The organism is Bradyrhizobium sp. B124 (assembly GCF_038967635.1).
GTDB lineage: Bacteria > Pseudomonadota > Alphaproteobacteria > Rhizobiales > Xanthobacteraceae > Bradyrhizobium.
The window spans coordinates 4,575,597-4,593,392 of sequence record NZ_CP152413.1; the positions used below are offsets into that span (position 1 = coordinate 4,575,597).

The following is a 17,796-nucleotide window of genomic DNA, read 5'->3' on the forward strand; positions in this document are numbered from 1 at the left end:
CATCCGGGCATACCACACGGTGGAGATTCGGCTCCATATGCATATCGTTTGCCCGCATTGTACAACATCTTACGCCATCAATCCGGCCACCCTCGGCGAGGCCGGACGCACGGTCCGTTGTTCCCGCTGCCGCGAGGTCTGGCTGGCCCGGCCGGAGGACGCGATCGGGGCGACCGCACCCAGTTTGGCCTACGAGGCCGCGGGCTCCAATCTCGCCGCCGAATGGGACGCGATGGGCCGCGAGGAGGCTGACACGACCCCGATGGTCGACAGCCCCTCGATTTCGGCCGATTTGCCCGCCGACGGGGACGCCGCCACGGAATGGCCGGCGGTGGCCGAGGCGGATGCCGCCGCCCATGCCGGTACCCAGGACGCCGCCGGAAAGCGCCGCTTCCGCCTGCCGCGGCTGCCCCGCCTGTTCCGGCTGCCCTCGCTGCCCCGGATTCCCTTCATGCCCGTGATCGGCGCCCTGCCGACCACCTGCGCCGCGATGGGCGCGCTGATCATTGCGCTGTTCGTCTGGCGCAACGACGTGGTGCGGCTGCTGCCGCAGACGGCGCTGTTCTACAAGATGGTCGGGCTCGACGTGAATTTGCGCGGCCTCGCCTTCAAGGACCTCAAGATCACCAACGAGACCGTGGACGGCAAGCCGGTGCTGGTGATCGAGGGCATGATCGTCGGCCAGACCAGGAAGCCGGTCGAACTGCCGCGGCTGCGCTTCTCGGTCCGCGACGCGCAGGGCGCCGAAATCTATGCCTGGAACGCGGTGCTGGAGCAGCCGGTGCTCAATCCCGGCGAACGCGCCTTCTTCAAGTCGCGCCTCGCCTCGCCGCCGCCCGAAGGCCGCAATATCGACGTACGCTTCTTCAACAAGCATGATCTCACCGGCGGCCGCGCCTGAGGCTAGCGGCCACCACTTTCGGAAACCGACCAATCACCATGACGCGTGTTCTGATCGCCGACGACGAAGACTCGATGCGCTCCCTGGTGGCGCGCGCCATCGCCATGGACGGCCACGAGACCGTGACCGCGCAGGACGGCGCCGAGGCGCTGGAGATGCTGACGCGCGACGAAGGCGCGTTCGACCTCCTGCTCACCGACATCCAGATGCCTGTGATGGACGGCATCGCGCTGGCGCTGACCGCGGCCCGCGACTTTCCCGCATTGAAGATCCTGCTGATGACCGGCTTCGCTCACCAGCGCGAGCGCGCCTCCGGCCTCGAGGCGATCGTGCACGACGTGGTGACCAAGCCGTTCTCGGTGGCGGATATCCGCACTGCCGTGGCGGATGCGCTGGCGGCAAGGAAGACGAGCTAGCCGTCATTGCGGGGCGGAGCAACTCGCCTCACATTCCGTGTCATGCCCCGCGAAAGCGGGGCATCCAGTACGCCGCGGCCTCTCGATTCCATCGCTGGCGCCTCTGGAATACCGGGTCGCCCGGTCGAGCCGGGCGATGACAGCGGAGGGGAATGGCGGGCTCAATAATCCTTCAGCAGCCGCTCGATGTAGTCGAGCTCGAGCTGCGGGCGTGACGGATCGGCGAGGCGGCGGCGCAGCTCTTCGAGGATGCGGCGGACGCGCTGGACGTCGATCTCGCCGGGGATCTTCACCGTGTAGTCGTCGCCGAATTCGCGGCCGTGCAGCGGCCGGCCGAGCGGGTCGGTCTGGTTGCCGCCGCTCTGCTGGCGGCCGGCACGGTTGCCGGGGCCATCGCCGGGCTGGTCGCCGTCGCCCTGCTGCATCGCGTCGGCAAGGCTCTGCGCGCCCTTGCGCAACGCATCCAGCGCGCGGCCTTGCGAATCCACCGCACCGTCGGCATTGCCCTCGCCGAGCCGTCCGGAGGCATCGCCCATCGCGGAATCGGCCTGGTCGAGCCCGTCGCCGTCGTCATCACCCTGGTCGCCGCCCTGGTCGCCCTGCTGCGCCTGATCGCCCTTCTGGCCTTGCCCCTTCTGGCCCTTCTGGCCGCGCTGCTCCGGACCCATGCCGCGCTTGGCGAGCTCCTCCTGCAGCTTCTTCAGCCGGTCGCGCAGCGCCTGCTGATCCTGCTGCAGGTCGCCCATCGACTGATCGCCCTGCTTGCCGCGCATGCGGTCGCGGCGGGAATCCTGGCCCTGCTTGAAGGTCTTGTCGCGCAACTGCTGCTGCTTGCGGATCATGTCGCCGAGCTCGTTGAGCGACTGCTGCATGTCGTCGTCGCCCTGGTTGGGCTGCGCCATCTGCAGGTTTTCTAGCATCTGCTGCATCTGTTCCAGCAACTGCCGCGCCGCATCCTTGTCGCCGGAGCGCGACAGCCGCTCCATGCGATCGAGCATGTTCTTGAGATCCTGCTGGCTCAGGACCTTGGCATTGGGATCGAGCGGGCGCGCGAGCTGCTGCGGATTGTTGCGGAACTGCTCGACCATCTGGCGCAGGAAATTGTCCAGCGCCGCACGCAGATTGTCGGTGAGCTTCTTGATCTCCTCGTCGCTCGCACCGCGCTCCAGCGCCTGCTTCAGCGCGTCCTGCGCCGCGCGCAGCGCCTTGTCGACATCACTGATGTTGCCGTCCTCGATGGTGACGGCGAGCGCCCACAGGCTGGCGACGACATCGCGCAGTTGGTCGTCGGTGCGCGCCGCCTCGAGCTGGCGGCTCACGGTGTGGAGGCCGAGGTAATAGCCGGTTTCCGGCATGAACATTTCCGGCGCGATCATCAGCGCGTCGAGCGCGGCGTAGACCTGGCCGTTCTGGTTGGCATCGAGCGCCAGGATGCGGCGCTGCTCGATCAGCGCGCGCGCCAGCGGCTTGGTGAACAGCCGCTCCGGCAGCCGCATGTTGAAGGGCTCGCTCTTGCCCTCATTGCCGGCCTCGTCCTTCGCGGTCAGCGTCAGCGTCACATCGGCGCCGGCGTAAGGGTCCTCGCTGAGGTCCTTGACGGTCTGGCCGACGCCGTTGCGGGTGCGCGCATTCGGCAGCACCAGCGGAAATTGCGGCGGCTCGAACAGCGGACGCGGCTGCGCGGCCTTGCCGTCGGCATCCTTGGCCGCATCCTTGGGCGCATCGCCCGGCCGCGCCGCGAACTGCGCGCGCGCTTCGGTCACGCCGTAATCGTCCTCGAGCCTGTAGGACATCTGCAGGGCGCCACGCGCCTGCCGCTCCGGATCCTTGGCGAGCGCAATCGACGGCGGACGGTCCGGCGTCGCGGTGAACTTCCACTGCGGCTGGCCGGCCGGGGCGCGGACATGCGCGGTGCCGTCGCCGGTAATCTTGAAATGCCGCTCATTGGTGCCCTTCGGCGCCTGCCCCTCCGGCGCGACCTCGGCGACGCCGCCGCCGACCACGACGTCGATGGTGCCGCCGCTGGAGCGCACCAAAAGCGTGCTGCCGGCCGGAACCGCAAGCGGGGTGCTGTCGGCCGCGTTGGCGTCCTTGTTGGCGTTGGACAGGATGATCGGCGGCTTGCCGGTGTAGTTCGGCGGCGTCACCCAGGCGTCGACCCGGACATTGGCCGGCGCCATGATGCCGTTCCAGTCGAACGCGGAGGCGACCCGCAGGCCACGCTCGTCACCGGCGGCGACATAGGTCGCGACCAGCATCACGATGACCAGCGCGCGCAGCGCCCAGGGGTCGTGCAGCGAGACGCGCGGCCGCGGCAGGCCGGCGCGGATGCGCTTGATCGAGGCCAGTGTGCGCTCGCGCTGCGCCTGCCACAGCGCCAGCGCGAACGGATCCTTGTTGGTGAGCGTGTCGGAGAGCGTGGTCGCGGGGCGATGGCGGACGCCGGCGCCGCGGTCGAGCCGGCCCAGGCCCTCCTCGCGGCTCGGCCAGCGGAAGCGCAGCAGCGGCGCCAGCACCGCGAGCGCGGCAATGCCGAACAGGGCGGCGCCGGCCACGCGTGCGGCAAACGGCAGCAGCAGCCACAGCCCGGCCCAGGACGCGACCAGGAACAGACCGGCGACCGTCAGGAACCGCGCCAGATGCGGCCACGCCCGCTCCCACGCAATCGCGAATTTCGCCCGCTGCAGAGCCTCGGTCAGCTTCAGTTGCGTCAGCTTCAGCCGCGCGTCCGCATCGCTGTCGTTGACGGCGCGTGACGGGTTCTCAGACGGGTCGATGTTGGCTCCGCTCAATAAGAATCTCCGGGGTAGCCGGCAGGTCAGCCTAGCACAGCGGCGGCTTTGAGGCACCCGTTCCGGGACGTAACCCACACCGGGAAATACGCATAACACGAAGGCGTGACTGCGGCGGTTCGACCCCGTAACGTCCCGGCCGAACCAACGCCTTACGCATGAGGAAACGACATGGACCAAAAAACACACGACAAGGGGCTCGAAATCCGCAAGGCGGTGCTCGGCGAGGCCTATGTCAACAATGCGCTGAAGAATTCGGACAGCTTCAACAAGCCGTTCCAGGAACTCGTCACGGAATATTGCTGGGGCGCGGTCTGGGGCCGCGAGGAATTGCCGCGCAAGACGCGCAGCATGCTCAACCTCGCCATCATCTCGATCCTGAACCGGCCGCACGAGCTGAAGGCGCACATCAAGGGCGCGCTGACCAACGGCGTGTCGCGCGACGAGATCCGCGAGATCTTCATGCAGGTCTCGATCTATGCCGGCATTCCCGCCGGCGTCGACAGCTTCCGCATCGCGCGCGAGGTGTTCGCCGAGCTCGACAACAAGGCGTGAGGCGCGGCTGCCTCCGCATCGTCGTCCCGGCGAAAGCCAGGACGACGATGAATGTGGGGCGCACGGCCCGGCACATAACGACATAGAGGACACGACCCATGGAAATCGGATTCATCGGCCTCGGGAAGATGGGCTTCCCGATGGCGCGCCGGCTGATCGAGGCCGGCCACAGGCTCACCGTGTTCGACACGAGCAAGGACGCACTCGACAGGCTGGTTGCGCTCGGCGCCGCAACGGCAACCTCACCGAAGGACATCGCCGACCGCGTCGAGACCGTGATGGCGAGCCTGCCCTCGCTGCAGGCCTCGCTCGAGGTCGCGACCGGCGCAGGCGGCGTGATCGAGGGCAAGCGCGTCAAGCGCTTCATCGATCTCTCCACCGTCGGCTCGCAGATGGCGGTGAAGATCCACGACCTGCTAGCCAAGAAGAACATCGTGCAGATCGACAGCCCGGTCTCCGGCGGCGTCTCCGGCGCCGAGAAGGGCACGCTGGCGGTGATGGTGTCGGGCCCGCGCGCCGATTTCGAGCTGGTGAAATCCGCGCTCGACGTCATCGGCAAGGTGTTCTTCATCGGCACCAAGCCGGGCTCCGGCCAGACCATGAAGCTCGCCAACAACTTCCTGTCGGCGACCGCGATGGTCGCGACCTCGGAAGCTGTCGTGATGGGCGTCAAGTCCGGGCTCGATCCGGCGGTGATGATCGACGTTATCAATGCGGGCTCGGGGCTGAACACCGCGAGCCGCGACAAGTTTCCGCGTTCGGTGCTGCCGCGCAGCTTCGACTTCGGCTTCGCCACCGGCCTGATGGTGAAGGACGTGCGGCTCGCGGTCGAGGAGATGCGCTCGCTCGGGTTGTCGATGGAAGTCGCCGAGGCGGTTGGTCGGCTCTGGGAAGTCATCATCCGCGACGAGGGACCGGAGTCGGACTTCACCGCGGCGATCAAGCCGATCGAGAAGGCCGCGGGCGTGATCGTGGGTGGTGCTAAGGGCGGCAGTCACGCCGCGAAGTAAGCGCCGTCGACAAAATAACGCTGTCGTCCCGGGCAAGCGAAGCGCGACCCGGGACCCATAACCACAGGCGTTTGTGGTTTAAGGGGCTGTGGCCCCAGATAACTGCAACGACAACAAGCGGTGGTTATGGGTCCCTGCTTTCGCAGCGACGACACCGTTAGTGAGGCGCGACACCGCCATCACAACCAGGGCGCGGGCTTGTCCATCGCGATCAGCGCGTCGACGTCGATGCGCGGGCGGACCACGGCGTACTGGTCGTCCTTGACCAGCACTTCCGGCACCAGTGCCCGCGTGTTGTAGGTGCCGGCCTGCACCGCGCCATAGGCACCGGCGGTCATGATCGCCAGGAGATCGCCGGCCTTCGGCTGCGGCAGCGAACGGTCGAGCGCGAGATAGTCGCCGGTCTCGCAGACCGGGCCGACCACGTCGGCGACCATGGTCGGTGTGCCCTGCGCAGGCTGGCGCACCGGCAGGATGTCGTGATGCGCCTCATACAGCGTCGGCCGGATCAGGTCGTTCATCGCGGCGTCGATGATCACGAAGTTCTTGGCGTCGCCCGGCTTCACATGGATCACGCGGGTGACGAGGATGCCGGCATTGCCGACGATCAGCCGGCCCGGCTCGAACATCAGCGTGCAGCCGAGATTATGCGTGACGCGCTTGACCATTGCGGCATAGGCGGCCGGCGCCGGCGGCGCGGCGCGATCCATGTAGTAGGGAATGCCGAGGCCGCCGCCGAAATCGACATGCGAGATGTCGTGGCCGTCGGCGCGCAGCGTCTGCACGAATTCGGCGAGCAGCCGAAACGCGGCCTCCAGCGGACCGAGATCGGTGATCTGGCTGCCGATATGCACATCGGTGCCGGTGACCTTGATGCCCGGCAGCTTCGCCGCGCGGGCATAGACCTCGCGGGCGCGCGCGATCGGAATGCCGAACTTGTTCTCCGACTTGCCGGTCGAGATCTTGGCGTGGGTGCCGGCATCGACGTCGGGATTGACCCGCACCGAGATGCGCGCGGTCGTCTTCATCTCGACCGCAAGGCGCGACAGCATCTCGAGCTCGGGCTCGGACTCGATATTGATGCAGAGGATGTCGGCGGCGAGCGCGGCGCGCAGCTCGCCCTCGGTCTTGCCGACGCCGGAGAACAGGATCTTCGACGGTGGGATGCCGGCCGCGAGCGCCCGCTTCAACTCACCGCCGGACACCACGTCGGCGCCGGCGCCGAGCTTGGCCAGCGTGCGCAGCACCGACTGGTTGGAGTTCGCCTTCATCGCGTAGCAGACCAGCGCCTTCTCGCCGGCAAACGCCTCGGTGAAGACGCGGTAATGCCGCTCCAGCGTCGCGGTCGAATAGCAATAGAACGGCGTGCCGACGGCCTCCGCCAGCTCAATGAGATTGACCGCCTCGGCATGCAGCACGCCGTTGCGATAGTCGAAATGGTTCATGACACGCTTTTAGATGCTAATTGCCGAGCAAGGGATCGAGCACGAACGACCGTTTATTGCCTTTCGACGCGGCCGGCGCGGCATCCGAGCCATAGGTCGGATTGAACACGCTGGGCTGTGCCGCGCGCTCGCTCTCGGTGTCGCCCGGTGCTGTGGCCGGCGCGCCGTTCGCGGTCGGCGGCAGGTCGAGCGGTCCCTTGCGGCCGCAGCCGCCGAGCGCAAGCGTTGCAGCGCCCAGCACAATGATGGCCCATCCCGAGGGGGTCAGGCGGTTCTTGCTAATCACGACGAATTCCCCAATTCGGGCGGCACCATACAAACATTGGCGTGCTCTGGCGAGAGGCGGAGCGCCATGAAATCACGGCCAAATTTTCCGGATCAGCCCAATTTTCGCTCTTTTTCCAGCCGCTTGGCCCAGGCTTTGGCCTGCGCCATCACATTCTTCGGCGCCGTGCCGCCAAACGAGGTGCGGCTCTTGACCGAGGATTCGACGCTGAGCACCTTGAGCGCCTCTGCCGTAATCTTCGGCTCGACCTCCTGCATGGCCTTCAGTGGCAGCTCGTGCAGCGCCACGCCCTGTGCCGAGGCCAGGCCGACGATGCGTCCGGTCACGTGGTGGGCCTCGCGGAACGGCATTTTCAGGGTGCGCACCAGCCAGTCGGCCAGATCGGTCGCGGTGGCATAGCCCTCGCCGGCCGCGGCCTTCATCTTGGCTTCGTCCGGCACCAGGTCCTCGACCATGCCGGTCATGGCGCGGATCGCGAGCGACAGCGCCTTGAACGCCTCCATGGCGCCCTGCTTGTCCTCCTGCATGTCCTTTTGATAGGCGAGCGGCAGGCCCTTCATCACGATCAGCAGCGCGGTCAGCGCACCGATCACGCGGCCGGTCTTGGCGCGCACGAGTTCGGCCGCGTCCGGGTTGCGCTTCTGCGGCATGATTGACGAGCCGGTGGTGAACTTGTCGCTGAGCTTGACGAGACCGACCAGCGGCGAGGTCCAGATCACGATCTCCTCGGCGAAGCGTGACATATGCACCGCGCAGATCGCCGCCGCCGACAGCGTTTCCAGCACGAAATCGCGGTCGGACACCGCGTCGAGCGAATTGGCCATCGGCCGGTCGAAGCCGAGCGCCCTGGCGGTCGCCGTGCGGTCGATCGGAAACGAGGTGCCGGCGAGCGCAGCGGCGCCGAGCGGCGATTCGTTCAGCCGCTTGCGCGCGTCGATAAAGCGGCCGCGGTCGCGGCCGGCCATCTCGACATAGGCCAGGAGGTGATGACCGAAGGTCACGGGCTGCGCGGTCTGCAGATGGGTGAAGCCCGGCATCACGGTTCCGGCATGCTCGAGCGCGCGGGCGACCAGCGCCTGCTGGAACGCGGCCAGCGCGGCTTCGGTCTCGTCGATCGTGTCGCGGACATAGAGCCGGAAATCGGTCGCGACCTGGTCGTTGCGCGAGCGCGCGGTGTGCAGCCGGCCCGCCGCGGGCCCGATCAATTCGGACAGCCGCGACTCGACATTCATATGGATGTCCTCAAGCGCGCGCTTGAAATCGAAATCACCCTTGCCGATTTCTGACAAAATCGTGTCTAGACCTTTGCCGATATTTTTCGCATCAGCTGAGGTGATGATGCCCTGCGCGGCGAGCATCGCGGCGTGGGCCTTGGACGCGGCAATGTCCTGGGCGTAAAGGTGACGGTCGACGTCGATGGAGACGTTGATTTCCTCCATGATGGCGTCGGGACGCTCCGAGAACCGGCCGCCCCACATCTTGTTGCTCATGACATCTCGCTCACGAATTTGTATTTCAGGCCGTGCTGTTTCTTTGGCCGTAGTGGCGAAACAGCATGGCGGTTCCGGACGTATTCCCGGCACTGCATAGCCATATCTGACCCAGGATGACAAACGATATGCCCGAGACGACCCCATCCGAACCGACCGCCAAGCCGACGGCCAAATGGCGCATCCCGCTGGTGATCGGCGCCGTGCTGGCCGGGGCCGTGATCGGCTATGTCGGCGTCTCCGGCCTCAGGCATCCCGCCGGCGGCGATATCGCCTGCAACAGCGCGGTGGATCTGGCCAAGAAGATCGCCCCGCTCGCCCATGGCGAGGTCGCGGCGCTGACCATGGCGACTACGCCGCTCCGGCTTCCCGACCTGACCTTCGAGGACGCCAACGGCCAGCCGAAGAAACTCTCTGACTGGCGCGGCAAGACGGTGCTGGTCAATCTGTGGGCGACCTGGTGCGTGCCCTGCCGCAAGGAAATGCCGGCGCTCGACAGCCTGCAGACCAAGCTCGGCGGCAAGGATTTCGAGGTGGTCGCGATCAATATCGACACGCGCGACCCGGACAAGCCGAAGAACTTCCTGAAGGAAGCCAATCTGACCAATCTCGGCTATTTCAGCGATCAGAAAGCCAAGGTCTTTCAGGACCTTAAGAACATAGGCAAGGCGCTGGGCATGCCGACGTCGGTGCTGATCGACGGCAAGGGCTGCGAAATCGCCAATATCGCCGGTCCCGCCGAATGGGCGAGCGACGATGCGATCAAGCTGGTGAAGGCGGCGCTAGCCCCAGCCGCGGCAGGGTTCTGATCAGGCGACGGCGTTGAGGTTGCCGCCGACGCCGGGACCGAGATTGGCGGTCGACGGCGTGCCGAGCAGGGTCTGAACCGCGAACTTTTCCGCGTCGAGGTTCTGCTTGGTCACGCGGGTCGCGATCTGACCCTGCAGGTTGCCTTGCTGCATCGACAGGATGCTCGACACCATGCTCATCATGTCCATACGCGGCACTCCCAAACTCGGCTCTTGCGTAGCGTGCGAAAGTTAATGCTTGGGTAATGGATGGCCGCGTCAGGCTGACGCATCGTCGTCCTCATGGCGCAGCAAGTCGCCGGGCTGGCACTTCAGATAGGTGCAGATCCGTTCCAGCGTATCGAACCTGACGCCCTTAACCTTGCCCTGCTTGAGCAGGGACAGATTGGCCTCGGTGATCCCGACATATTCGGCGAGCTCCTTCGATTTCACGTTGCGCTCGGCGAGCATCACGTTGAGCCGGACCCGGATCGGCATTGCAAAGGCCTCAGACGAATTGTGCGTGCTCGTCGGCGATCGCATTGGCTTCGGCCATCACCCAGGCCGTCACCGCAACCAGACCCGCGAACAGCAGCGCCAGCAGCGTGTCGGAGCCGAGCACGATGACGACGGACTTGCCCTGCGCGTAGGTTTGCCAGCTCAGCAGGATCGAGAGCAGCGCGCCGATCACCGGCTTCAGCAAGGTCGAGACCAGCATCGCGATCGCGAGGTCACGCAACCCGGCGACGTTTGCGGCCGTGAAGAAGCGGCCTGCCGCGAACGACGTGAAAGCGCGGCGCACGCGCGACAAGCCCCAGATCAGACAGGCGAGCGGCAACGCTGAGACCACGAGACCCATCAGGCGGACGAGCCAGCCGATCGGATGGAACGCAATGCCGGTCAGCCCAGCATCGCGCAGGATCGCCTCATCCGGGCTCGCCAGCCAATAGGCCAGCAATCCGACCGCGAGCACGAACGAGATGCCGGTGCACGCATAGGCGAGCACGCGGCTGACCGCGCGGATGCGTTCGAGGCGGGCCGGCCGCGCGGATGGGGAAAGCTCTGACGAGAGGGACGCGGACATGACTCAACCTCGGGATTGCTGATCTGATATTATTGTTCTACGATAATTAATATCTGCAAGTCAACATGCCTCAGGAGATGAAGTTATGCTCGTCCGTCCTGCGCACGCCATCTGCGCCGTCCTTCTCTTGACGACGGCGGCTCACGCGCAGCCCTCGACATCGCGCGGGCAGATCTCGGTCGCGCAGGTCAGGGCCATGCTGGACCAGGCCGCGGCCAATCCGACCGCGCGGCAGACGCTGACGGCCTATCTGGCCGGTACCGGCGAAACCGCCGGCTGGCTGCTCGATGCGGCACGCGGCCTGCCGCCCTGCGCGCGGCGGCTGACACTCGACGCGCAGCAGGCCCGTGAGGCGATCGCAAGCGCGGCGGCCACCGCCGCAACCGAGACACCGGCCACGCCGCTGATCATCCGCGACATGCTCAAGCGCGCGGGATGCCGCCTGACAGAATGAGGAACGGCCAATGCTTGCGCGGTCAGGCCGCGTTCGCCGCGAAGGCCGCGCCGAGGGTACGCAGCGCCTGCCGTGTCCGCGCGTCCGACAGCTTTGAGTGAAGCATGACGTCGCGCGAGGGCAATGGCGGCAGGCCAAGCCGCGGCCCGAGGTCGACGGTGTCCGCCGGCGCCACCCGGCGCGCCAGCGCGGCGACGGCGAGCCCTGCGGAAATCGCGGCGCCGATCGTCGAAAGCCCGCCACCGACGAACGCTTCGGTCCAGGCGATGCCGGCGGCGTCGAGAGTTTCAACCGCCATGGCGCGCACGCTGCAAGGCTCGGCTTGCGTCGCCAGGCGCAGCGGCTCGCCCGGTCGATGGTGAAAATCAGGCGCGGCCATCCAGCCGAAGGGTTCTTCGAACAGCACATCGCCATCGCGGCGCTTGGCGTCGTGGCGCAGCACGATCGCGGCATCGAGCCTGCCGTCGTCAAATGCGCTGAGCACCGAACGCGACGTATCGACATGCAACTGGATCACCAGTCCGGGATCGGTGGCGTTCATCCGCTTCAATAGCGAGGCCAATTCCGATCCGACGATGTGGTGGCTGATGCCGACGACCAGCCGCCGATGCTCGACCGCAAACGCCCCGATCGCCGATTGATGCGCGGCCACCAGATTGCGCGCGGCGCCGAGGAAGGCGGTGCCTTCCGCTGACAGTCGAACCAGCCGCGGCGTTCGCTCCAGCAGCCGGCGGCCGAACCCATCTTCCAGCCGCCTGATCTTCAGGCTGACCGCGGACTGCGTGGTCTCCATGGCCTGCGCCGCGCGCGTGAAGCTGCTGAGGTCGGCGACCAGGACAAAGGCCTGCACCGCCTCGACGTCGAGCGCCTTCATGGCCAGACATTTAAATTGACAATCATTGAAATGCGATATCATACCGTTTTTCAATGATCAACAAGCCCCTAGGATTGGCTGCACGCAACGATCGCCTCCAGGAGAGCCATCATCATGCCGCTGACCCGCGTCTCCCTGCGGCGGGGCAAGCCCGCCGCCTACCGCAAGGCCATTCTCGAGAGCCTCTATCGCGCCATGCGCGAAACCTTCGATGTGCCGGAAGGCGATCGCTTCATGACGATCTCCGAGCACGATGACGACGGTTTCGCCTACGGCGCGGACTATCTCGGCATCAGGCGCAGCGACGATCTGGTCATCATTCAGATCACGGTCAGCAACACCCGCCCGGTGGCGCAGAAGCAGAGGCTCTACCGACGCATCGCCGAACTGCTGACCGAGAATCCCGGCCTGCGCGCCGAGGACATCTTCATCAACCTGGTCGAGGTGCTTCCGGAAAACTGGTCGTTCGGCAACGGTGAGGCGCAGTACGTCCGATGACCGCGACACCGACCCTCTCGCCGCGCATGAGCGGCATCAAGGCATCGCCGGCGTCCGTGCTGCGCCGTCGCGCCCGTGAACTGCGCGCCGCCGGACGCGACATCATCGAGCTGTCGTCGGGCAATCTCGACTTCCCGACACCTGACCATGTGATCGCGGCGGCGCATGAAGCGGCCTTGCGCGGCGAAACCCGTTACACCGATGTCGACGGCACGCCGGAGCTAAAGCGGGCGGTGCAGGCCGCGCTGCTGCGCGACCATCGCCTCGACTATCGGCTGGATGAGATCCTCATCACCAACGGCTCGACCCAGGCGCTGTTCAACGCGCTACTCGCGACGCTGGCACCCGGCGATGATGTGATCATCCCTGCGCCGTATTGGGCGCCCTATCTCGATCAGGTGCGGCTGGCGGGCGGCACGCCGGTGGTCGTGCCGTGCGCACGGAACAATGGCTTCAAGCTGCGTGCGGAGGATTTGCAGGCGGCGATATCGGCGCGAACGCGCTGGGTCGTGATCAACAACCCGGTCAATCCTTCCGGTGCAGTCTATTCTCTGGAGGACCTAGCTGACATCGCCGCGATCCTCTTGCAGCATCCGGACATCTGGGTGCTGGCCGACGGGCTCTACGAGCACATCGTGTTCGATGGCCGAGCTGCGCCGACGCTTGCGCAGATCGAGCCGCGCCTGAAGCCGCGGACGCTGACCGTCAGCGGCCTCGCCAAGAGCTACGCCATGATGGGATGGCGCATCGGCTATGCCGCGGGACCATCGGCGCTGATCCGCGCGATGATCACGATCCAGTCGCAGACCACGTCCGGCGCCTCGTCGATCAGCCAGGCCGCCGCGGTCACGGCGCTCGAAGGCGCGCAGGATGTGCTGGCCGAGCGCGCCGCCATCCTTCGCGCGAGGCGTGACCGCTTTGCCGAACGCGTGAACGGATGCAGCGGGCTCTCCTGCACGCCGCCCGAAGGCACGTTCTATCTGCTGGTCAGTTGCGCCGGCGTGATCGGCAAGCGCGCTGCCGACGGCAAGCTGATTGCGACCGACCGCGATTTTGCGACCTACCTGCTTGAGCAAGCCGATCTGGTGGTATTTCCCGGCGAGGATCTCGGGCTGTCACCTTTTATTCGGGTCAGCTTCGCCAACCCGTCATCGATCATCGAGGAGGCCGGAAGGCGTCTGAAACGCGCTTGCGAGGCACTGCAATGACAGCGCACGGGCAGATCCAACGCCTCGCGCTGACGGCGCATCTGCTCGGACTTGGAATGGGCGTGGCGATGATTGCAGGTCTCGTGCCCGCGACGCTTGCACTGCTACGGACACTGATCTGACGAGAGCGCGTGGATTACCGCGTCGGGACCGGCTTGTCGCCGCGGTAGTCGTAGAAGCCGCGCTGGCTCTTGCGTCCGAGCCAGCCGGCCTCGACGTATTTCACCAGCAGCGGGCACGGCCGGTACTTGGAGTCGGCGAGCCCCTCATGCAGCACCTGCATGATCGACAGGCAGGTGTCGAGGCCGATGAAATCGGCGAGCTCGAGCGGGCCCATCGGGTGGTGCGCGCCGAGCTTCATCGCGGCATCGATCGCCTCGACGTTACCGACGCCTTCATACAGCGTGTAGATCGCCTCGTTGATCATCGGCAGCAGAATGCGGTTGACGATGAAGGCGGGGAAATCCTCCGACACCGCGACCTGCTTGCCGAGCTTGGCGACGAACGCCTTGGCGGTGTCGAAGGTCGTGTCGTCGGTAGCGATGCCGCGGATCAGCTCGACCAGCTCCATCGCCGGCACCGGATTCATGAAATGAATGCCGATGAATTTCTCCGGGCGGTCAGTCGAGGCGGCGAGCCTTGTGATCGAGATCGACGACGAGTTGGTCGCGACGATCGCTTCCGGCTTCAGCACCGCACAGACGTCGTGGAAGATCTTGCGCTTGGTCTCTTCCTTCTCGACCGCGGTCTCGATCACGAGATCGCAATCGGCGAGCGCATCGATCGTCTCGGCGGAGGCGATGCGGTCGAGCGCCTGCTTGCGCTCGCCCTCGCTGATCGCCTTCTTGGCGACCTGGCGGGTCAGATTGCCGTTGATGGTCGCCAGCGCCGACTTCAGCCGGTCCGCGGAGACGTCATTGAGCACCACGTCGAAACCGGCCAGCGCCGCCACATGGGCAATACCATTGCCCATCTGGCCCGAACCGATCACGCCGACCTTCTTGATTGCCACCGTCATCTTGTCATCCACCGGAACGGCGCGCATGTCGCGCCTGCCCAATTCCAACGATACCCGAAGTGAAGCCTTCCGGGTTGCCCAATCCGCCGGAAAACGTTTCCCGGGACCATGATGTGATTACGACGTAATCGCACCCGATCCATCTTCCCCGCCGGAAACGATCCTTTCGGAAAACCGTTTCCGGATCGTTGCGCCCCAAGAGTTGCGCCCCAAGAATAGTAACACCGGCCGGAGCTTACCCACCCGGCCGGTGTCTTGTCGCTTACTTTCCGAGCTTGCCGAGTGCTTCGGTGAGCTCCGGAACCGCCTGATAGAGGTCGGCGACCAGGCCGTAATCGGCGACCTGGAAGATCGGTGCGTCCTCATCCTTGTTGATGGCGACGATCACCTTGGAGTCCTTCATGCCGGCCAGATGCTGGATCGCGCCGGAGATGCCGACCGCGACATAGAGTTCCGGGGCCACCACCTTGCCGGTCTGGCCGACCTGCCAGTCGTTCGGCGCATAGCCAGCATCGACCGCGGCGCGCGAGGCGCCGACGCCGGCACCGAGCTTGTCGGCGAGCGGCTCGATGTACTTGGCGAAGTTCTCGCGGCTCTGCATGGCGCGGCCACCGGAGACGATGATCTTGGCCGAGGTCAGTTCCGGACGGTCGCTCTTGGCGACTTCCTCGCCGACGAACGTCGACAGGCCCGGATCGGCGGCGGATGCGGCGTTCTCGATCGCGGCGCTGCCGCCTTCACCGGCCGCAGCGAAGGTCGAGGTGCGGACGGTGATCACCTTCTTGGCGTCCTTCGACTTCACGGTCTGGATCGCGTTGCCGGCATAGATCGGCCGCTCATAGGTGTCGGGCGCGACCACCTTGATGATCTCCGAGACCTGCATGACGTCGAGCAGCGCTGCGACGCGCGGCATCACGTTCTTGAAGCGCGACGTCGCGGGCGCGACGAAGGCGTCATAGTTCGGGGCCAGCGCGACGATCAGCGCAGCCAGCGGCTCGGCAAGGTCGTGCTCATAGGCGGGACCTTCGGCCACCAGCACCTTGGCGACGCCGGCAAGCTTGGCGGCTGCTTCCGCCGCCGCCTTGGTGCCCTGGCCGCCACCGGCAACCAGCACATGGACGTCGCCGCCGAGCTGGCTCGCCGCCGTCAGCGCCTTGTTGGTCGAGTCCTTCAGGGTCTCGTGGTCGTGTTCAGCAATCAACAGCGTCGTCATCAGAGAACCCCGGCTTCGGTCTTGAGCTTGTTCACGAGTTCGGCGACGTCCTTGACCTTGACGCCCGCCTTGCGGCCTGCCGGTTCCGCGGTCTTCAGCACTTCCAGACGCGGCGTGAGATCGACGCCGTAATCCGACGCGCTCTTGTCGTCGATCGGCTTCTTCTTCGCCTTCATGATGTTGGGCAGCGACGCATAGCGCGGCTCGTTGAGGCGCAGGTCAGTGGTGACGATTGCCGGGCCCTTGAGCTTGATGGTCTGCAGGCCGCCGTCGACTTCACGCGTGACCTTGAAGTCGGAGCCTTCGACTTCGAGCTTGGAGGCGAAGGTCGCCTGCGACCAACCGAGCAGCGCGGCCAGCATCTGGCCGGTCTGATTGCTATCGTCGTCGATCGCCTGCTTGCCGAGGATGACGAGGCCGGGCTGCTCCGCCTCGACGACCGCCTTGAGAATCTTGGCCACCGCGAGCGGTTCGACATTGCCTTCGGCCTTGACCAGGATGCCGCGGTCGGCGCCCATCGCAAGCCCGGTGCGAATGGTCTCGGAAGCCTGCGCCGGTCCGATCGACACCACCACCACTTCGGTCGCCTTGCCGGCTTCCTTCAGCCGCAGCGCTTCCTCGACGGCGATCTCGTCGAACGGGTTCATCGACATCTTGACGTTGGCGAGCTCCACGCCCGATCCATCGCTCTTGACGCGGACCTTGACGTTGTAGTCGACGACCCGCTTTACCGGCACAAGAACCTTCATCGATCCTCTTTCGCTTTGATTTTATGGGTTTCGGTTGGCTGGCGCGGAACCTAAAGGTCCCGTACCCCCCGGTCAACGCGGCAAAGCCAAAAAACCGTCCCCCGGTTTTGAACCAGTTTAGCGGTTCTGGCCCGGCACCCACAACACGTCACCGGCCCCTTTATTGTTCTGGAAGCGGCTGGCAACGAACAGGAAATCGGACAGTCGGTTCATATACTGGATGCCAGCGGCATTGACCGTCTCGTCCGGCCGGGCTGCGAGTTCCACCATGATCCGTTCCGCGCGGCGACATATCGTCCGGGCGAGATGCAGATATGCAGAAGCCGGCGTCCCGCCGGGCAGCACGAACGAGGTCAGCGGCGCCAGCTGGTCGTTGAGGCTGTCGATGTCATGCTCGAGCCGCTCGACCTGGCTCGCCAGCATCCGCAGACGCTCAGTCTTGCCCTCGCGCTCGGGCACCGCAAGGTCGGCGCCGAGATCGAACAGATCGTTCTGGATCCGGCCGAGCATCGCATCGACCTCGGGGCTGTCGGCCAGATGCAGCCGCACCACGCCGATCGCGGCATTGGTCTCGTCGACGGTGCCATAGGCGGCAACCCGCAGATCGTATTTCGGTCGCCGCTCGCCGGAGCCGAGCGCGGTGGTGCCGTCATCGCCGGTGCGCGTGTAGATCCGATTGAGAACGACCATGGCCGTGATCCCCTAAGGTTTGCGCCTCGCGCACTTTTGCTCAAAACGCGTCTACCGCCCCATCGCCCAGACCGCGATCATCGCGATGACGATGGCGACGAACTGGAGCAGCACGCGCAGCCGCATCAGCTTCTGCGATGTGTTCGGCGAGCCGCCCTTCATCATGTTGACGAGGCCGAGCAGGAGCACCAGCGCGACGGCGCCGACGGCAACGGGAAGAATGATCGTGCTGAGGACAGATGTCATCTGCGGTACATAACACCGCAGGACGCGGACTTCCACACAGGCGGCGCATGCAACCAACTGGCTTTTCACGGCGTAATAT

22 protein-coding genes are annotated in these 17,796 nt (G+C 65.8%); 9 read left to right on the plus strand and 13 right to left on the minus strand.

Going from position 1 to position 17,796, the window contains the following annotated elements; all coding sequences use genetic code 11:
- Positions 1 to 37: 37 nt before the first annotated feature.
- Complete coding sequence (locus AAFG13_RS21940; protein ID WP_212318248.1) at positions 38 to 901, plus strand: MJ0042-type zinc finger domain-containing protein; 864 nt, start codon at positions 38 to 40, stop codon at positions 899 to 901.
- 38 nt (positions 902 to 939) lie between these two features.
- Entirely contained in the window at positions 940 to 1,317 is a 378-nt protein-coding gene (locus tag AAFG13_RS21945) for a response regulator (RefSeq protein ID WP_342713309.1), read from the plus strand.
- A 161-nt stretch (positions 1,318 to 1,478) separates the two neighbouring features.
- On the opposite strand, the gene AAFG13_RS21950 is transcribed toward AAFG13_RS21945, so the two are convergent.
- Positions 1,479 to 4,037: a TIGR02302 family protein gene (locus tag AAFG13_RS21950; protein ID WP_342713372.1), complete on the minus strand. Its 2,559-nt coding sequence runs from the start codon at positions 4,035 to 4,037 to the stop codon at positions 1,479 to 1,481.
- 243 nt (positions 4,038 to 4,280) lie between these two features.
- Here AAFG13_RS21950 and AAFG13_RS21955 point away from each other — a divergent pair, with 243 nt between their 5' ends.
- Together AAFG13_RS21955 and AAFG13_RS21960 are read left to right on the plus strand one after the other, a co-directional pair.
- The gene (locus AAFG13_RS21955) at positions 4,281 to 4,664 is read left to right on the plus strand and encodes a carboxymuconolactone decarboxylase family protein (RefSeq protein WP_342713310.1); all 384 of its coding nucleotides are present in this window, start codon (positions 4,281 to 4,283) and stop codon (positions 4,662 to 4,664) included.
- Positions 4,665 to 4,762: 98 nt separating this feature from the next.
- Entirely contained in the window at positions 4,763 to 5,674 is a 912-nt protein-coding gene (locus AAFG13_RS21960) for an NAD(P)-dependent oxidoreductase (RefSeq protein ID WP_342713311.1), read from the plus strand.
- Positions 5,675 to 5,853: 179 nt separating this feature from the next.
- Here the strand turns inward: AAFG13_RS21960 and lysA are convergent, their stop codons facing one another.
- From lysA to argH, 3 genes are all read right to left on the minus strand, one after another.
- Positions 5,854 to 7,119: a diaminopimelate decarboxylase gene (gene lysA / locus AAFG13_RS21965; protein ID WP_342713312.1), complete on the minus strand. Its 1,266-nt coding sequence runs from the start codon at positions 7,117 to 7,119 to the stop codon at positions 5,854 to 5,856.
- 16 nt (positions 7,120 to 7,135) lie between these two features.
- The gene (locus AAFG13_RS21970; protein ID WP_342713313.1) at positions 7,136 to 7,405 is read right to left on the minus strand and encodes a lipoprotein; all 270 of its coding nucleotides are present in this window, start codon (positions 7,403 to 7,405) and stop codon (positions 7,136 to 7,138) included.
- A 92-nt stretch (positions 7,406 to 7,497) separates the two neighbouring features.
- Positions 7,498 to 8,895 (minus strand): argininosuccinate lyase, encoded by a 1,398-nt coding sequence (gene argH / locus AAFG13_RS21975; protein ID WP_212318255.1) that lies wholly within the window; start codon positions 8,893 to 8,895, stop codon positions 7,498 to 7,500.
- A 128-nt stretch (positions 8,896 to 9,023) separates the two neighbouring features.
- Here argH and AAFG13_RS21980 point away from each other — a divergent pair, with 128 nt between their 5' ends.
- The gene (locus AAFG13_RS21980) at positions 9,024 to 9,704 is read left to right on the plus strand and encodes a TlpA disulfide reductase family protein (protein WP_249132578.1); all 681 of its coding nucleotides are present in this window, start codon (positions 9,024 to 9,026) and stop codon (positions 9,702 to 9,704) included.
- Here AAFG13_RS21980 and AAFG13_RS21985 read toward each other — a convergent pair whose 3' ends face one another.
- From AAFG13_RS21985 to AAFG13_RS21995, 3 genes are all read right to left on the minus strand, one after another.
- Complete coding sequence (locus AAFG13_RS21985; protein WP_092123268.1) at positions 9,705 to 9,893, minus strand: putative motility protein; 189 nt, start codon at positions 9,891 to 9,893, stop codon at positions 9,705 to 9,707.
- A gap of 69 nt (positions 9,894 to 9,962) precedes the next feature.
- Positions 9,963 to 10,181 (minus strand): helix-turn-helix transcriptional regulator, encoded by a 219-nt coding sequence (locus AAFG13_RS21990; protein ID WP_021079458.1) that lies wholly within the window; start codon positions 10,179 to 10,181, stop codon positions 9,963 to 9,965.
- 10 nt (positions 10,182 to 10,191) lie between these two features.
- Positions 10,192 to 10,767: a DUF2975 domain-containing protein gene (locus AAFG13_RS21995; protein WP_342708183.1), complete on the minus strand. Its 576-nt coding sequence runs from the start codon at positions 10,765 to 10,767 to the stop codon at positions 10,192 to 10,194.
- An 85-nt stretch (positions 10,768 to 10,852) separates the two neighbouring features.
- Here AAFG13_RS21995 and AAFG13_RS22000 point away from each other — a divergent pair, with 85 nt between their 5' ends.
- Positions 10,853 to 11,221 (plus strand): chlorophyllide reductase, encoded by a 369-nt coding sequence (locus AAFG13_RS22000; protein ID WP_342708184.1) that lies wholly within the window; start codon positions 10,853 to 10,855, stop codon positions 11,219 to 11,221.
- Between the two features lie 22 nt (positions 11,222 to 11,243).
- On the opposite strand, the gene AAFG13_RS22005 is transcribed toward AAFG13_RS22000, so the two are convergent.
- Entirely contained in the window at positions 11,244 to 12,095 is an 852-nt protein-coding gene (locus AAFG13_RS22005; RefSeq protein ID WP_342708185.1) for a LysR substrate-binding domain-containing protein, read from the minus strand.
- Between the two features lie 114 nt (positions 12,096 to 12,209).
- Here AAFG13_RS22005 and AAFG13_RS22010 point away from each other — a divergent pair, with 114 nt between their 5' ends.
- From AAFG13_RS22010 to AAFG13_RS22020, 3 genes are read left to right on the plus strand one after another with little or no spacing between them, the layout of a single operon-like run.
- Entirely contained in the window at positions 12,210 to 12,593 is a 384-nt protein-coding gene (locus AAFG13_RS22010; protein WP_212318266.1) for a tautomerase family protein, read from the plus strand.
- Positions 12,590 to 13,801, plus strand: a complete 1,212-nt coding sequence (locus AAFG13_RS22015) for a pyridoxal phosphate-dependent aminotransferase (RefSeq protein WP_342708186.1) — start codon at positions 12,590 to 12,592, stop codon at positions 13,799 to 13,801. The genes AAFG13_RS22010 and AAFG13_RS22015 overlap by 4 nt, the downstream gene beginning before the upstream one ends.
- Positions 13,798 to 13,923 (plus strand): hypothetical protein, encoded by a 126-nt coding sequence (locus AAFG13_RS22020; protein ID WP_283815130.1) that lies wholly within the window; start codon positions 13,798 to 13,800, stop codon positions 13,921 to 13,923. The genes AAFG13_RS22015 and AAFG13_RS22020 overlap by 4 nt, the downstream gene beginning before the upstream one ends.
- 14 nt (positions 13,924 to 13,937) lie before the next feature.
- On the opposite strand, the gene AAFG13_RS22025 is transcribed toward AAFG13_RS22020, so the two are convergent.
- The 5 genes from AAFG13_RS22025 to AAFG13_RS22045 all read right to left on the minus strand — a co-directional run bounded on the left by AAFG13_RS22025 (position 13,938) and on the right by AAFG13_RS22045 (position 17,717).
- Positions 13,938 to 14,819 (minus strand): 3-hydroxybutyryl-CoA dehydrogenase, encoded by an 882-nt coding sequence (locus AAFG13_RS22025; RefSeq protein ID WP_097674094.1) that lies wholly within the window; start codon positions 14,817 to 14,819, stop codon positions 13,938 to 13,940.
- Between the two features lie 262 nt (positions 14,820 to 15,081).
- A complete protein-coding gene (locus AAFG13_RS22030; protein ID WP_212318268.1) occupies positions 15,082 to 16,032 on the minus strand; it encodes an FAD-binding protein in 951 nt (316 codons plus the stop codon).
- A complete protein-coding gene (locus tag AAFG13_RS22035) occupies positions 16,032 to 16,781 on the minus strand; it encodes an electron transfer flavoprotein subunit beta/FixA family protein (RefSeq protein WP_092123260.1) in 750 nt (249 codons plus the stop codon). The genes AAFG13_RS22030 and AAFG13_RS22035 overlap by 1 nt, the downstream gene beginning before the upstream one ends.
- Positions 16,782 to 16,898: 117 nt before the next feature.
- Positions 16,899 to 17,471: a cob(I)yrinic acid a,c-diamide adenosyltransferase gene (locus tag AAFG13_RS22040; RefSeq protein WP_342708187.1), complete on the minus strand. Its 573-nt coding sequence runs from the start codon at positions 17,469 to 17,471 to the stop codon at positions 16,899 to 16,901.
- 51 nt (positions 17,472 to 17,522) lie between these two features.
- Positions 17,523 to 17,717 carry a twin transmembrane helix small protein gene (locus AAFG13_RS22045; protein ID WP_212318272.1) on the minus strand — a complete coding sequence of 65 codons (195 nt, stop codon included), beginning with the start codon at positions 17,715 to 17,717 and terminating at the stop codon, positions 17,523 to 17,525.
- Positions 17,718 to 17,796 lie beyond the last annotated feature (79 nt).